Annotated in this window: 12 protein-coding genes, 1 pseudogene and 1 riboswitch; of the genes and pseudogenes, 10 read left to right on the top strand and 3 right to left on the bottom strand. The window is 49.5% G+C overall.

What is annotated here, in order from left to right; genetic code table 11:
* Nucleotides 1–142: 142 nt before the first annotated feature.
* Together PV433_RS17240 and PV433_RS17235 are read right to left on the bottom strand one after the other, a co-directional pair.
* Nucleotides 143–304 (bottom strand): hypothetical protein, encoded by a 162-nt coding sequence (locus tag PV433_RS17240; protein ID WP_332073306.1) that lies wholly within the window; start codon nt 302–304, stop codon nt 143–145.
* A gap of 165 nt (nt 305–469) precedes the next feature.
* A riboswitch (cyclic di-AMP (ydaO/yuaA leader) is annotated at nt 470–617 on the bottom strand.
* 819 nt (nt 618–1436) lie between these two features.
* The gene (locus PV433_RS17235; protein ID WP_332073305.1) at nt 1437–2051 is read right to left on the bottom strand and encodes a hypothetical protein; all 615 of its coding nucleotides are present in this window, start codon (nt 2049–2051) and stop codon (nt 1437–1439) included.
* 511 nt (nt 2052–2562) lie between these two features.
* On the opposite strand from PV433_RS17235, the gene PV433_RS17230 reads away from it, so the two are divergent.
* The 4 genes from PV433_RS17230 (at nt 2563) to PV433_RS17215 (ending at nt 5866) form a co-directional block, all read left to right on the top strand.
* On the top strand, nt 2563–3465 hold the full coding sequence (locus PV433_RS17230) for a nucleotidyltransferase domain-containing protein (RefSeq protein ID WP_332073304.1): 903 nt from the start codon (nt 2563–2565) through the stop codon (nt 3463–3465).
* Between the two features lie 430 nt (nt 3466–3895).
* A complete protein-coding gene (locus tag PV433_RS17225) occupies nt 3896–4231 on the top strand; it encodes a hypothetical protein (protein ID WP_332073303.1) in 336 nt (111 codons plus the stop codon).
* A 49-nt stretch (nt 4232–4280) separates the two neighbouring features.
* Nucleotides 4281–4748, top strand: a complete 468-nt coding sequence (locus PV433_RS17220) for a hypothetical protein (RefSeq protein ID WP_332073302.1) — start codon at nt 4281–4283, stop codon at nt 4746–4748.
* 263 nt (nt 4749–5011) lie between these two features.
* Nucleotides 5012–5866 (top strand): hypothetical protein, encoded by an 855-nt coding sequence (locus PV433_RS17215; RefSeq protein WP_332073301.1) that lies wholly within the window; start codon nt 5012–5014, stop codon nt 5864–5866.
* Nucleotides 5867–6284: 418 nt separating this feature from the next.
* Here PV433_RS17215 and PV433_RS17210 read toward each other — a convergent pair whose 3' ends face one another.
* Nucleotides 6285–6794 (bottom strand): hypothetical protein, encoded by a 510-nt coding sequence (locus PV433_RS17210; protein WP_332073300.1) that lies wholly within the window; start codon nt 6792–6794, stop codon nt 6285–6287.
* 327 nt (nt 6795–7121) lie between these two features.
* Here PV433_RS17210 and PV433_RS17205 point away from each other — a divergent pair, with 327 nt between their 5' ends.
* The 6 genes and pseudogenes from PV433_RS17205 to PV433_RS17185 all read left to right on the top strand — a co-directional run bounded on the left by PV433_RS17205 (nt 7122) and on the right by PV433_RS17185 (nt 13774).
* On the top strand, nt 7122–8624 hold the full coding sequence (locus PV433_RS17205; protein WP_332073299.1) for a TROVE domain-containing protein: 1503 nt from the start codon (nt 7122–7124) through the stop codon (nt 8622–8624).
* Between the two features lie 60 nt (nt 8625–8684).
* Complete coding sequence (locus PV433_RS17200; RefSeq protein WP_332073298.1) at nt 8685–9911, top strand: RtcB family protein; 1227 nt, start codon at nt 8685–8687, stop codon at nt 9909–9911.
* A gap of 226 nt (nt 9912–10137) precedes the next feature.
* Nucleotides 10138–10692: a sigma-70 family RNA polymerase sigma factor gene (locus PV433_RS17195; RefSeq protein WP_332073297.1), complete on the top strand. Its 555-nt coding sequence runs from the start codon at nt 10138–10140 to the stop codon at nt 10690–10692.
* Nucleotides 10685–11737 (top strand): DUF4179 domain-containing protein, encoded by a 1053-nt coding sequence (locus PV433_RS17190; RefSeq protein WP_332073296.1) that lies wholly within the window; start codon nt 10685–10687, stop codon nt 11735–11737. Before PV433_RS17195 ends, PV433_RS17190 begins: the two co-directional genes overlap by 8 nt.
* Before the next feature lie 125 nt (nt 11738–11862).
* Nucleotides 11863–11982, top strand: a pseudogene (locus tag PV433_RS34140) (RtcB family protein); the annotation flags it as partial.
* A 316-nt stretch (nt 11983–12298) separates the two neighbouring features.
* Entirely contained in the window at nt 12299–13774 is a 1476-nt protein-coding gene (locus PV433_RS17185) for a GIY-YIG nuclease family protein (protein WP_332073295.1), read from the top strand.
* The last annotated feature ends 154 nt before the right edge of the window (nt 13775–13928 follow it).

The following is a 13928-nucleotide window of genomic DNA, read 5'->3' as shown; positions in this document are numbered from 1 at the left end:
AGAAAAGCAGTTGTTAAGTAGCAATTGGAGGGCGGAAGAGGGCGAGGGCTTCACGGAGCCGTACTGCCGCAGCTGTGCGTCAAAAACGAAGGAGCATAGCTTCAGCAGGCGGTTCGCTTGCCGGGCTATGCTCCCTTTTGCTTTAATCGGGCAGTACGAAGAAATTTTTGCCGAATAATTGCGATACGTCCTCTTCTGCAGCGGGTTGGTTTTTCCGGCGGGCCAGTGCTTGAATGAACTCGAAGGCCGCCTTCTGGTCGCGTTCATCCAACTTGTCGAATAGATTCACCAACTTTTCTTTCATTGTAAATCCTCCTCTCAGAATCAAAAGTGAAGCAGCTCAAACCGACATGACAGCACAGTTGACAGGGGAAGGAATACATATAGATGTTTTTCGTTAGTTTTCCGCTTTTTTGCCTGATGAGAGCGCAAAAAACACAAGGCTAGACCTTGTGTTCGAAAACAAATCTATCCTCCCCACCTTCGCCTACGAGGTTAGCTGACGGATTCGGGCGGTGAGAAATCGCCCTTCGGCGCGTAATGATGCGGCCGATTCACCCCATGAACATTGGTTCCCCCGTTTTTCTTCTTAGAAGAAAACTCGGCGACTACAATTATTGAGTTATACTCCATTATAACGTGTTGTCTAGCTAACTGTAAAGATTTATTTTTGGAATTGTTCGAACACGGGATGGACGAAGATCGAATGATGATGATCCGGAACAGGCGATGACCGCAATGCCAAGGAAAAGGAAAGGCAAAGCAAGGTTCGGGCCACCGGGTTTTCCGCTCGATCCGTTTGGGAATAGTATGGCTTTGCTGCAAATTTCTAACCATTCCAATTAGAATGAAGCCGAGGTTAAAGGCTTGCGAAAACAATGGCACCAGATTCAAGATATACCGGCAGCTTTCTCTTATCACCCGCTGGCTGTCCGCCGCAGACCTGTACTGATGAAGTACTTCATTGAAGATTTAACCTTTGTTGCCGACCGATTAAAAGCAGGGAGAAGGTAAGTGCGATTCAGTCGCGTTGTCACGCTTTGGGCTGCTGCATTACGAATCTGTAAGCATATAAACTATTCTTCATGAACAATCCAGATTCTGTCATCCTTAAGCTACGGAATTACAGCCGGAAGTGGCTGCCAAAGAGCTCGGCATATCGGAAGCGTTGTCGGCTTTCTGGAGGAGCATATAGGTCCGTTTGCCACCTCGCCGGAGCTGTTTTTGGCGGTAATACACGAAACGTCGGTCCTTATGCGGATAAGGGGGCCGACGTTTTGGCAGAAGGAATCGATGGTTCCGATTGGGGCGGGCAGGGGGAGCTCGTCGCAGATGATTGGCTGCGCTACAAGGCGGAGCTTCGAACATCGTGGACGCGGCGGGATATGCGGGGGCGAAGCGGTTTGGATTCCCGTTACCGCGGCGAACGTCGCCTGTTATCTCCTCCCGCCCCGACTTCTGGAGCTTGGTGTAAGGTTTTCCCCGAGGGGGGCGTCCATAGCTTGATCCGAGGCTTGATCCAAAGTTTTATCCCGAGCGTTCTCCCTAGCTTTCTCCAGAGTTTTCTCCGAATCGGCCCAGATCCGACGCATCCATATATTGTTGAGCACGAGTACCGCGATGATGATCCCCATGCCGGACAGAACGGACAGGTCGCCCAGCGGGACGATGGCGGCGTTCAGCCAGCCGACATCCTTGTAGGCGATCGGCACCACGATCATGCACAGGGCGCATCCCGCCAAAGAGACGACGTAGATGAAGACGCACAACCATTTGATCAGCGGTCCGGAACGGAATCCGATGCGAACCAGATCGGATAAGGCGAAGAACAGGCCGGCCAGCAGGAAGCTGGCGATCACCGGCGGCTCGATCTCCACCAGTTTCGTAGACTTCAGAAAACCCAATATTACATAGCTTACTGCTATAAACAAGAGAAGCAGCTCGCCTTGACCGGGAATTCCGGGCAGCGGCAGCCGTTGCTTCGGAGGTTTGGTTTTGACGTAGGTTTGCATTCTTCTCGGCGTTTCGCGCTGAATAGAAGGTTCCGGCACGGGATCACTTCCTTTGTCCATATCGGTGCTGCAGAACGGATGAATAAGCACATAGCCTATTCTATCACGACGAGGAATAGACTGGAAATGGATATAGGCGTATTTGTGACTTCAGCCCGGGTAGCAAGGGGGGGAAGGTGATGAACGGCACGCCTCCCGCTTCGTGATTCAGCACAATGGGGAGAGCTCCGGCTGAATATTTTCTATTGACATAAACTGGTTTCCGGCATATCATTGCCATTATCTATCTCAGAAGGAGGTCCGGGCGCCATGTTCGATCAGCTAATTTACTCACCGAATGCGATTCACGATAAGAATGAACGCCAGTTCGTCAGCCAATGGAATAGGCTCATCCCCGCTCAACGGACCTGCCGGTCTGTATTCAGGTGAAAGTGTATTCCAATCGTACCGTTTGGGTCCGGTTGGGGTAAGTTCATTTTGTGATCTGTTCGGCCATGGACTTTTGGAGTCCGTGGCTTTTTTGCATTCATTTTGTTAAGGAGGGACTGTCATGTCCGAGTATCAACGAGTCATTCAAGAGGAGCTTCGCCAGATTGAACAACAGGAGAACGTCCGCATCCTATACGCCTGCGAATCGGGGAGCCGGGCATGGGGGTTCCCGTCCAAGGACAGCGACTATGACGTGCGTTTTTTATACATAAGGCCGGTGGACTGGTATTTATCGATCTTCGACAAAAGGGACGTCATCGAACGTCCGGTGAGCGATCTGCTGGATATAAGCGGCTGGGATCTCCGCAAAGCGCTGGTTTTGTTCCGCAAGTCGAATCCGCCGCTGCTGGAATGGCTGCAGTCCCCGATCCGGTACTACGAAGCGTATACGGTGGCGGAGCAGATCCGAAGCTTATCGCCGTTAACCTTTTCCCCCAAATCGTGCACGTATCATTACTTGAATATGGCGAAGGGGAACTTCCGGGAATATTTGCAAGGCGAGCAGGTGAGGATCAAGAAATACTTTTATGTGCTGAGGCCGGTGCTTGCCTGCGGTTGGATCGAGCGCTACGGAACTATGCCGCCGATGGAGTTCGACCCGCTCGTAGAGGCGCTGGTGCCGGAAGGTTGCGAGCTGAGGGAGGCGATCCGGACGCTGCTCGTCCGCAAGAAGGCGGGAGAAGAGCTGGACTACGAGCCAAGGGTGAACCCGATTCACGACTATTTGAACGAAAAAATCAGTTACTTCGAGCAGACGGCCGCAGCGATGAAAACAGCCGAAAGGGTGCACGACAGGCAGCTCGACGAGTTGTTCCGGCAGGCGTTGCGGGAAGTATGGGGGGAAAGATCATCGAGAACGGTAAGCTGGATTATTACACATAGCTTTATTTCTACGAGAGAGTGGAGCGACATGAGTGAAGCTGCGAAATGTAATAGGTGGCTTGCCAGCATATTTCCAGAGTGATATGCTTAGAATAGAAAGCAGGAGTCGGGTGCCACCGACTCCCTGTACAAACACTTGGGCGGGGTTCCTCCTAAGTAATTGCTTGCTTGGAAATAACCCGCACCGTGGCAGCTAACCTGGGCGGGTTATTTTCGTTTCAGGTAGGTCAGAAGCGCGAGAAGAAACATCCCGAGCAAAATGACTTCGTGCAACGAAAAATTCATACGCATTCCCCCTTTCCGGAGGAATACGAAACCGCCCAAGTTCAGTTGTACAACCCATATTCTACCACAAGTCGCTCTTGAGCGGCTTTTTTCTTTTCTATTACTGGGACAATAATGAACGCTTGACGAGTGAGCAAACTTTGTCGAATTTTAAAATAAACAGGTGCAACTTTCCAAATCACTCTTCGTATATATATTCCATTATACCCAACTAAAGGAGTAATGGAATGCGGACAGTTATGGCTTGGATTAAGTTTCTTATTGTGATCGGACTGATCCTGGGCGCTGTGTACACGCCTTATTATTTGTACAACAAACGATTCCCACGAATGACCTTAGAGCAGTACGGTCAGCTCGAAATTGGCATGAATGTAGTAGACGCCATAACGTTACTAGGCCAGCCGGGTTATTTAACCACGGACAATACCACAACTTTGTTTACGATCCAAGAATACGTCTATAAAGAGAAGTATCGGAAGACGTTCAAAACGTTCATAGATCCCCCGAAAATCACGCTGATGTTTATTAACGGCAGACTGGAGCAAAAAAACTGGGAATCTTAGAGTCTGCAAGGTGCGCTGTTGCCGCACGAGCATACAGAGAGGTGAAGGGTTGAACATGATACGGGCGGTTAAACGAATCGCGCTGGGTATACTGCTGCCAGCCATGATTTTGACATCATGCGGGGGAACGAACGAATCGGGAGATAGCTACACCGGATACCTGGTACCGAGGGTGGAATCTTTTGAGGAATTCCAAAGTTCGGTTGAAGTCATTCCATACGCCGAGCTGAAAAGAAACCCTAGCTTACATAGGTTGAAGAAGGTCGAACTTACCGGAAAAATCATATATCTGAAAGAAGACGGTCACTTTATTAACTTTAAAGTACATGTGCCTAGCGAAGATCGAAATATTTTACAAGTAAACTTAATTGACGTACATTTTGTCCGTGCCTATGGCGAGGAGCGAATTGTGCTGAATGATACGATCACACTCTGGGGAGTTGCAAAAGGCCTACAAGAATACGGAATAGAATCAATCCCCGTCGTGGATGCCAAGTTTATTGCTGTTCATAAGTAAATGTAAGTTAACGAGCTTTGAAGCAAGCGTAACGTAACCATTTGTTCAAAACAGGAGTCCGGAGAGCCATCGAGCTCGAGGGCTCTTTTTTGATCGTTACATGGAAAAGCGTCCCGTTGAGATCATTTGGAAACAGGTCGTTCATCTTCTACCACTAACACTGTAGGAAAAATGTTACACCTTGTCGAATGGGTATTAAGGAGTGAATCTTAAGAACCAACCTATAACCAGAGATCATGATTTTACGAGAGGGGCATCTACAGATGAGCGCAGTTCAGCGGTTGGTAGATTTTTGGAGAGGGATCTACGAATCACCGGACCCTGTGAGAAGAATCCAGGAGCTGGAGGAAAACTACCCGCAGGAGTTGATTGATGAGGCAGAGACTCCGCACTTCTTATATCCCGAGCCTTTCTACGGGCCGTTGGAAGAAGATATGTCGAACGACTTGCTCGTCCTGCTAATGAATCCCGGTGCTGTTAGGGAAGTGGATAACTATTCGAGCAAGATTAATCAGAACGTAGTAGAAAGGTATAAGTCGTGGAGAAGAAGCGACTTCCTTCAAGAATGCGGATGTGTGGACACGAAGTGGATTCCGATCCCAAGAACTAGTTCTATATGTAAAGAGTCATGCCCTCTGCATGGTATCCACGCCAACGGATGCGGCTGGAGAAGAACCCGGTATCGCGAGGCCAAGTTCGATGTAGGCTTAAGCTTTGAATTCCTTCATACGATGGAGTATATTCCGTACCATTCCAAATGGTATAGGGAAATGGACTCCGTGAGAGGTTGGATGAACCGGGCAACAGCAACGAACCTATCCTTCGACGCAGTCTATGAGATTGCAACCGAGCGCAAGGTTAAGCACATTGTCAGCTTGGGAGCGGCTTGGATCGATATATTGTCGAGCAGAGGTTTCCAGCCTGAAGAGGATATTCAAATCCGTAATTCAGACGGCAACGTCCTGGGCAGATTGCTGAAATATCAACTGACAGCGGATGCTCTTCCAATCGTAATCCACCTTTATCCCAGAGCTGTCCGGTTACCCTCCGATCCTAAAGTCGTTAACGAGATGCGGCGGATGCTTGGATTGCCCCCGAAGGTGGATAAGCCCGAATAGCGCTAGAAGATCTCCTACGCCAGTCAGCGAGGGATGCGAAATTCGCAACAATTGGCTTGCCAGCATATTTTCAGGATAATATACTTTAGAATAGAAAGCAGGAGCCGGTCGCCAACGACTCCCTGTACAATCACTTGGGCGGGATTCCTCTTAAGTAACTGTTTACTTGGAAATAACCCGTTATCCCTTGGCGCTAACCTGGTCGGGTTTTTCGATTCAGATAGGTCAGAAGCGCGAGAAGGAACATCCCGAGCAAAATGACTTCGTGCAACGAAAAATTCATACGCATTTCCCCTTTCCGGAGGAATACGAACCGCCCAAGCTCAGTTGTACAACCTATATCTAAAGTCGCTCTCGAGCGGCTTTTTTCCTTTGGTTTCCTTTCACAAAATGAATTTGTAAGTATGTTATAGTAGATTCAACAATAATTCAGTTGGAGGGAAAATAATGATCTCCAAAAAAATAGATCAACGGACAGTGGAAGCTCAAGAGGAAGATTGCTCGATTGCTGATCTTCTGAAGGCGGCAGGAACCCTATCTCCTGAACGAGGCAAGGAACTTCTTGACGAAGTGGAACAATCTCGCGAGGAATGGGACTCATAACCCTACCAAAACCACCCAAGCGGTTGCCACCCGGCAGCCGTTTTCCTGTCTCATCCTCTACTTCTCCAGTTAACTTATCGATCGGTTCCAAGAACAACGTTTTCTCGATCCGCTTTTTCTGCCGGGCTCGATCACCAGATCCTCGTAGACGAATTCCTTCAAAACTTTCGCTGAGCGGAACTCGGACTCTTTTTTCAGCGGTAAAAGGGAAAAATATGCTCGTCGTAATACTTCCGCCATGTTCGCGGGCCCCCAAATAAGCGATGATGGTACCAGAAGGCCGACGCCAACCGGCGAAAGCCGAAACGGAATCTTCGAGGCGCATGGAAGGGATACTTCGCCTGTTAAGCGACGTGCCGTTGGTTCGAATCCAACTTCCGCCGAAAGACGGAATAGCTCAGGGGTAGAGCAGTTATGTACCTTTCCGACCTTTTTCCTCGAGGATTCCTCTACTCAATCAATCAACGAAGCGAGGCGCCAGAAAGGGTTCCTTCGACTTTTCCAGTAAATGAATAACCGGCGAGGCGTAGGGATGGGTTACTTCGAGCTAATCGACCAAAGGAATACCCGGAGCAATACGGCAGGTTCGACTCCTGCAGCAAACCTATTCCGCCTTTTCCTCGCCGGTGTTCGTTAAGGAGGTTTACGAAACATGAGTATCGCGAAAAAGCTTTTTGGTTCCCAAGGAACGAAGGCGTTCAACAAAGACAACTATCCGGCCTATACGCGATCTGCCGAGGAGCAATATGTGCAGACGCTTCTGACGAATACGATGAGTAATACGTTTTATGCGAGTCAAAACGAGCTGATGAACGAAGCGGCCCAGCTCCATCACGAGATGGCGGCCGCCCGGCCGGACTTTATGGCGAAAGCGATCGTGTTTGCCCGGGGAGAAGGCTTGATGAGACTGCAGCCGCTTTTTGGGCTGGCGATTCTGTCGCTCTACCGTCCGGATCTGTTCGCGTTAATCTTCCTGCAGGTCGTGCGGATTCCTTCCGATCTGTCGGATTTCCTGACGATCCTGAAAGGACTAGGGCGCGGAGAGGGAGGGCGTGCCGTCAAACGCCAGGTGAACCGTTTCCTGTCCGGGGTGTCCGAATATTGGGCCGTCAAATACAACGGGCGCGGACGCGGCTACAGTCTGGGCGATGCCATCGCTACGGCGCACCCGAAGCCGGAGGATCTCAAGCAGCAAGCGCTGTTCCGCTATTTGCGGGGACAGGAAGCGAATCTGGCTTTGCTGCCGCAGGTGGAAGCTTTGGAGCAGTTGAAGGCGGCGCAGACCGAGGAGGAGCGAATCGCCTGCATCGAGCGCGGCAAGCTGCCGTACGAGACTGTTACCGGGGCGATCAAACCGTCGAAGGCGGTCTGGGAAGCGCTGCTGTACCAGATGCCGACGTTTGCGCTGCTTCGTCATATGAACGCTTTGCAAAGGGCCGGTGTGCTGGAGGAGAAGCGGAATCTGGAATATGTCGTGAACCGGATGACCGATAAGCAGGCGCTGCGCAAGGCCAAAATCTTGCCGTTCCGTCTGGCGACGGCATTCCGTCAGGTCGATCATCCGGAGCTTCGCGACGCTTTGCGGGAAGCGGTCGAGCTCACCTTCGACAATCTACCCGAGCTCGGGGAGCGTACGGCGATCTTCCTCGATATTTCCGGTTCGATGAACGGCTCGTATTTGGAGACCGGTGCCGTCTTTGCGCTGGCGTTATACAAGAAGACACAAGGGAGCTCGCTGTTCTGGCTGTTCGATACGAACGTCTACGATGCGAAGCCTTCCCGTCACGACAGCATCCTCACCCAAGCGGAGCGGATCCGCGCCATCGGAGGAACCGATACGGGGGCCCCGGTACGCAAGCTGATCGAGGAGCGGAAAGTCGTGGACCAGATCATCATCATCACCGATGAGCAGCAAAACAGCGGCAGCCCGTTCTACGAGCAACTGAAGCGATACCGTTCGAAAGTGAACCGCGAAACGAAGGCGTTTATCGTCGATCTGGCTCCTTACCGGCACGCGATGGTTCCGGATCAAGATCCGAGGTCCTTCTACATCTACGGCTGGAGCGACACCGTGCTTAGCTATATCGCACAGTCGGTACAAGGATATCGCTCGATGACCGAGCGGGTAGCCGGAATGGACTTGAACGCTTTATAATAGGGAAAAAATACGGCCATAGACGCCCTGTCCGTGGCTGCTTACTGGAGTTGAACGAGAGTGGCTTATCAAACGATACAAGGCGTGCGCGTCTGGGGGAAGCCCGACGAAGGTGCGCTGGCGCAAGCGATCACATGCGCGGAGAACGGCAGCGTCGTCCAAACGCTGCTGATGGCCGACCATCACAAAGGATACAGCCAGCCGATCGGCGGTGTCGTCGTGTACGACGGGCAAATCTCCCCATCCGGCGTAGGCTACGATATCGGATGCGGGAACAAGGCGGTGCGGACGAATTTGCAGGCGGACGATGTGCTGCCGAGACTCCCGGCGATCATGGACGAAATCGCGCGGAGAATCTCATTCGGAGTGGGCCGTGTGAATAACCAGAAGGTCGATCATGAGCTGTTTGACGATCCGAACTGGGCGGTCTACAAGACGATCGGCACCCAGGAGCACGATAAACTGAAGGCACTGGCACGCGACCAGCTCGGCACCGTCGGCAGCGGCAATCATTTCGTCGATCTGTTCGTAGAAGCGGAGACGGGCCGGGTGTGGATCGGCAACCATTTCGGGAGCCGCGGCTTCGGGCACAAGACGGCCAGCGGCTTCATGAACCTGCAGGCGAACCGGGCTTTCCTGGGGAACGCCCCGGGCGAGAAGATGGAGCAGCCTCCCATCCTGTTCGATCTGAGCAGCGAGCTCGGCGACATGTACTACCGCGCCATGAAGCTCGCCGGCCGTTACGCTTACGCCGGCCGTGATTACGTGATCCAGCAAGTGTTGTCCATCCTGGGAGCGGAAGCGAACCTCGAAGTACACAACCACCACAACTATGCGTGGAAAGAGACGCACGGCGGCAAAGAGGTCATCGTCGTTCGAAAAGGAGCGACCCCGTCCGCGCCGGGCCAGGTCGGTTTTATCGGGGGCAGCATGGGCGACATCTCCGTCATCGTGAAAGGTAAAGATACAGTGGAGAACCGCGACGCGTACTACAGCACCGTCCACGGAGCCGGCCGCATCATGAGCCGCACCCAAGCTGCCGGCAAAATGAATTGGAAAACGCGCACGCGGAGTGGGGGGCAAATCTCCGCCAAGCAGATGCAGGAAGCGGTCCAAGGCTTCGGCGTCGAACTTCGCGGCGCCGGGACGGACGAGAGCCCGTTCGTGTATCGGAAGTTGCAGGAAGTGCTGGATGCTCACTCGGAGACGGTGGAGGTACTGCATGTTTTGAAGCCCGTCGGGGTATGTATGGCGGGGGCGGATGAGTTTGATCCTTATAAGGATTGATTTGGGAGAAATAAGATTGAATAAATAAGGTTAGAAATTCGGGCCAACTCCGTGTTATATGAGTTGGCTTTTGTTTTGTTAGAACATGTTCGGGATGCTGCTGCTGCATTTCGCTCGAGGTTTCAAGGTTCTGGTAGTACCTGAATAGCAATCGATCTCGAAAATTTTAGTTCCCAAATGACCCCTTTTGACGTGCTTTAAGCGTATTAGATAGGGAGGTGAGGGGATGTTCCATTCCAAACTGGCCATAGATGCAAAAATGAAATCCGCAGAACGCGGAGGAGATGCTTTGATCGAGCATTTAATATCGGAGTATCAAAGCGAGCTGCTTCACTTGGCTATGTCTTATTTAAATGATTACCAGCTTGCGCAAGATTGTGTTCAGGAAATTTTTATGACGGCTTATCATAAAGTCGATCCCGATAAGGATCAGCCTGCTTTGCGCAAATGGCTCAAAGTATGTACAGTTAACCGCTGCAAAAGCATGCTCAGGTCTGCCTTTTGGCGAAGAATCGTGCTTTGGGAGCACGATCGGATGAAATCCGTATTGGCAGCAACAAAGGATGAGTATTCCAAACTGGATGACACCGGCGTTTTTGACAAGGTGATGCGGCTGCCTGTTAAATACCGCGAGATGATTGTGCTTCACTACTATCAGGATATGACTTTGCAGGACATTTCCGCCGTGTTGAAAATAAGCCATGAAGCCGTTAAATCGCGTCTCCGCCGGGCTAAGGAACAGTTGAAGGTCATGCTGGAAGGAGAGGATGGTCATGAGTAACCAGCTTGATGAGCTTTTGAAACAAAGTGCCCGCAGCTTGAACCGACACAGGCTCCTACTGGAAGAAAAGCCGCGAACCCTAGCACCTGTAGGGAGACGTTACCCAAAACGGATGGTCATGACTTGCATGTTGCTGTTCATTTGCTTCGCAACGTTGATGCTCCCTTTATCATCCAAAGTGTTGGCTTATGTAGTCAATCTGCTGCGAATTGAGGGGTTTCAGCAGGTTGTGGAAAAGGGCTTAATCACCTCTGTGGGACAAGAGTCGCTTCAACAAGGCATCACACTCAGTGTGGAAAATATATATGCGGATCAAGGCGAACTTGTTTTCGATATGGTGCAGTCGTTTACAAAAGATGCGGCTTCTAGATCCATGTTGAACACGAACGACGTTCAATTGTTTATCGATGGAAAAAAGCTGGCCTTTCACTCCGGAGGCGAATTTCAGGATCTCCAGGATGGCCGGTACGGGGGCATTATTTATTATCAAAGCAACTATGGATATGAGGAGGGACCGGGTGGCCTGTTGCCTGAGCATTTTCGGTTGACGATTAAGGTAAATCGGATTGGAGACATTCAAGGAAATTGGTCCCTCGAGCTGATGGTGTCCCGTGAACTTTCGGATCAGGCGACCCGAACCTTTGAACCGGGGATCTCTCATGAGGTAAGCGGGATTACCATCAACGTAGCACGCGTTGTGATGACACCGCTCAGTACGACGATCGACTACGAAATGACCGTGCCCGAGAATTACTCGTTTACTGACCCATCTGCTATCAGCAGCATTCAAGTGCAGGATGACAAGGGCTATATTATGGGGATGGGTTTTGTTGGCGGCGAAGGCGAAGCGGTTGAAGGCGATCGAAGGAAATATCGGTTTACGGACGAACATTTACGCACGCCAAAGGAAACGCCGGAGGAACTCGTTATAATCCCACAGCGCAGTGTAATGGAAAGACAGGATGAATGGGGTACCTATTTCCGGGGAGAAGCGCTTGAACCCTACGTGTTTCGTGTTCCTTTATTAAGCGGTGCGAAAAGGTAGAAGTAACTAGTGTCTTTTCCTTTGGCTGCTTTCATTTATACGGATATCCGAAGAAGAAAGGCGTGGAAAACCACGCACAACGTCTCGGAGAGAAAGTTCTCCCGACAGTCATGAGCTGTACCTAAGCCGCGGGCAAGATGAACTGGAAGACTCGCACGCGGAGCGGGGGGCAAATCTCCGCAACTAAATGCAGGACGCGGTTCATAGCTTCGGCGTCTAGCCGTGGCGCCAGAGCGGACGAAAGCTCTTAAGATACGTAAGATACATGGTGCTATCGTTGAATTGTTCTGGGTAAGGAATAATTATAATAACAGAAGCATTGAGACTGGCTCTAGGTAGGGCTGGTCTTTTTTGTTTTGCATAATCTATCGAAATTTGTCAAATTCCTATGTCTAACGGAAGGGATTGGAAGTATAATGAGGGAGTAGGAAAATAGAACCAGGAGAGATGGACTATAATCCGTTATTCTTTAATGGCACGAATGAAAGAGAATTGATAGAAAAATGAGGGAACTGCTGTCTTCTAATTGCTATTGAAAAACTAAAAAAGGGAGATAGAAGGATGTTCAAAAAGCTCAAAGAGTTATTGTTCCTGAACAAATCGATTAACGAGAAGTCATCATATTTATTAGAACTTGAAGGAAAAGTACAAGATAGGGAAAGGTTGATTCAAGAGGCAATTCGCGAGGCAAGAGAGTCTGTCCGGCAGGAGGCCGAGGAGACCATTACCAATGCAAAAAGGCAAGCCACTGATATTTTGGAAACATCGCAGGGTCAACTTAACGGCATACGTACTGAGATTGAGCAAGTGGCCCGACAGTTATCTGAGATTACTATACAACTGACATCCAAACAAAATGAGATTAAGAAAATAGAAAAGACTATTGGGAAGTTTAAAAATGAAGCTGTTGGTATTAAACAATTAATTGAGAAATTTCCTAGTGCTATTAAGCTCGAAGAAATAGAGAAGGAGTTGATGACACTTGAGGAAAGCCTAGGAGAGGGGGCTTTAAATACTCTCGTAGAGCTTCACCTGCACCACAAAGATTCAAAGAAGCTTCGCCAAGAAATGTCAGCGAACCATAGAGAGATAAAAGCTTTATTAAAAGCTTATGAGGATAGGTACACGACGAAAGCTAACAAAACCATTTATCATTTGATGGTTATTGGACTTCAGGCTGAACTTCAAAATATTTTGTATACACTAAGCTACACCAACTTAGAGAAGGCAATTGAGAATGCAAGTAATCTTATTGGCAAGTATCAAGTAATTTGCGCAAGTGGTAACGCAAGCATCTTACCTACCATTACTAGATTTTTATCCGAAATCGAACCATTGTTTAAAAATGCGATTGTGATCGAATATCAGTACTTTATCCAAAAGGAAAAAGAAAAAGAGGAACAAAAACTTATCAAAGAAAAAATGAGACAAGAGGCAGAAGAGCAGCGGTTGCTCGAAGAGGAACGGAAGAAAATTGAGCAGGAAGAACAAAAGTATCTTAAAGAGATTGCGAAGAATAAAGAAACCTTAAGTAAAGAGAGTGATCCGGGGAAAATTGCCGTACTAGAAGCAAGGTTACTTGAACTGGAAGAGCAAATTAAAAAAGTGGAAGAACAGAAAGAAGAAATCACCAAGCGAGCCAATGGAAAAGCAGGGTACATTTATGTAATCTCAAATCTAGGCTCCTTTGGAGAAAATATGTTTAAAATTGGGATGACACGAAGGCTAAACCCGCTGGAGCGGATTGATGAGTTGGGAGATGCTTCAGTCCCGTTTAAATTTGATATCCATGCAATGGTGTTTAGTGATAATGCAGTTCAATTGGAGCAAGACCTACACCAGATTTTATCCAAAAACCGAGTTAATAAGGTTAATTTGCGAAAAGAATTCTTCTACTCAGATATCGAAACGTTACAAGCAACGGTCGAAGAGATCGATCCAACGGTAGAGTTCATTACTACAATGGTAGCTCAGGAGTACAGACAAAGTCAGAGTATGGAAGTAACGGACGAATTCGAAATTGAAGAGGCGGTTTGAGGAAGTGATGACATACTGAGATAAGTGCACCGGAAGGAGAGTAGCTGTGGACATCCGCTGGAAGCGCTGAAAGAGATCTACTATGCCCTTCTCTAGCAGGTTGCAACGCTGTACGCCCAGATGCCAGACATAGATGGGCGCAAGAGTAGTGGAT

The organism is Paenibacillus sp. GYB004 (assembly GCF_036577605.1).
Lineage (GTDB): Bacteria > Bacillota > Bacilli > Paenibacillales > NBRC-103111 > Paenibacillus_AB > Paenibacillus_AB oceani.
This window is presented reverse-complemented; position numbering and strand designations above follow the sequence as displayed.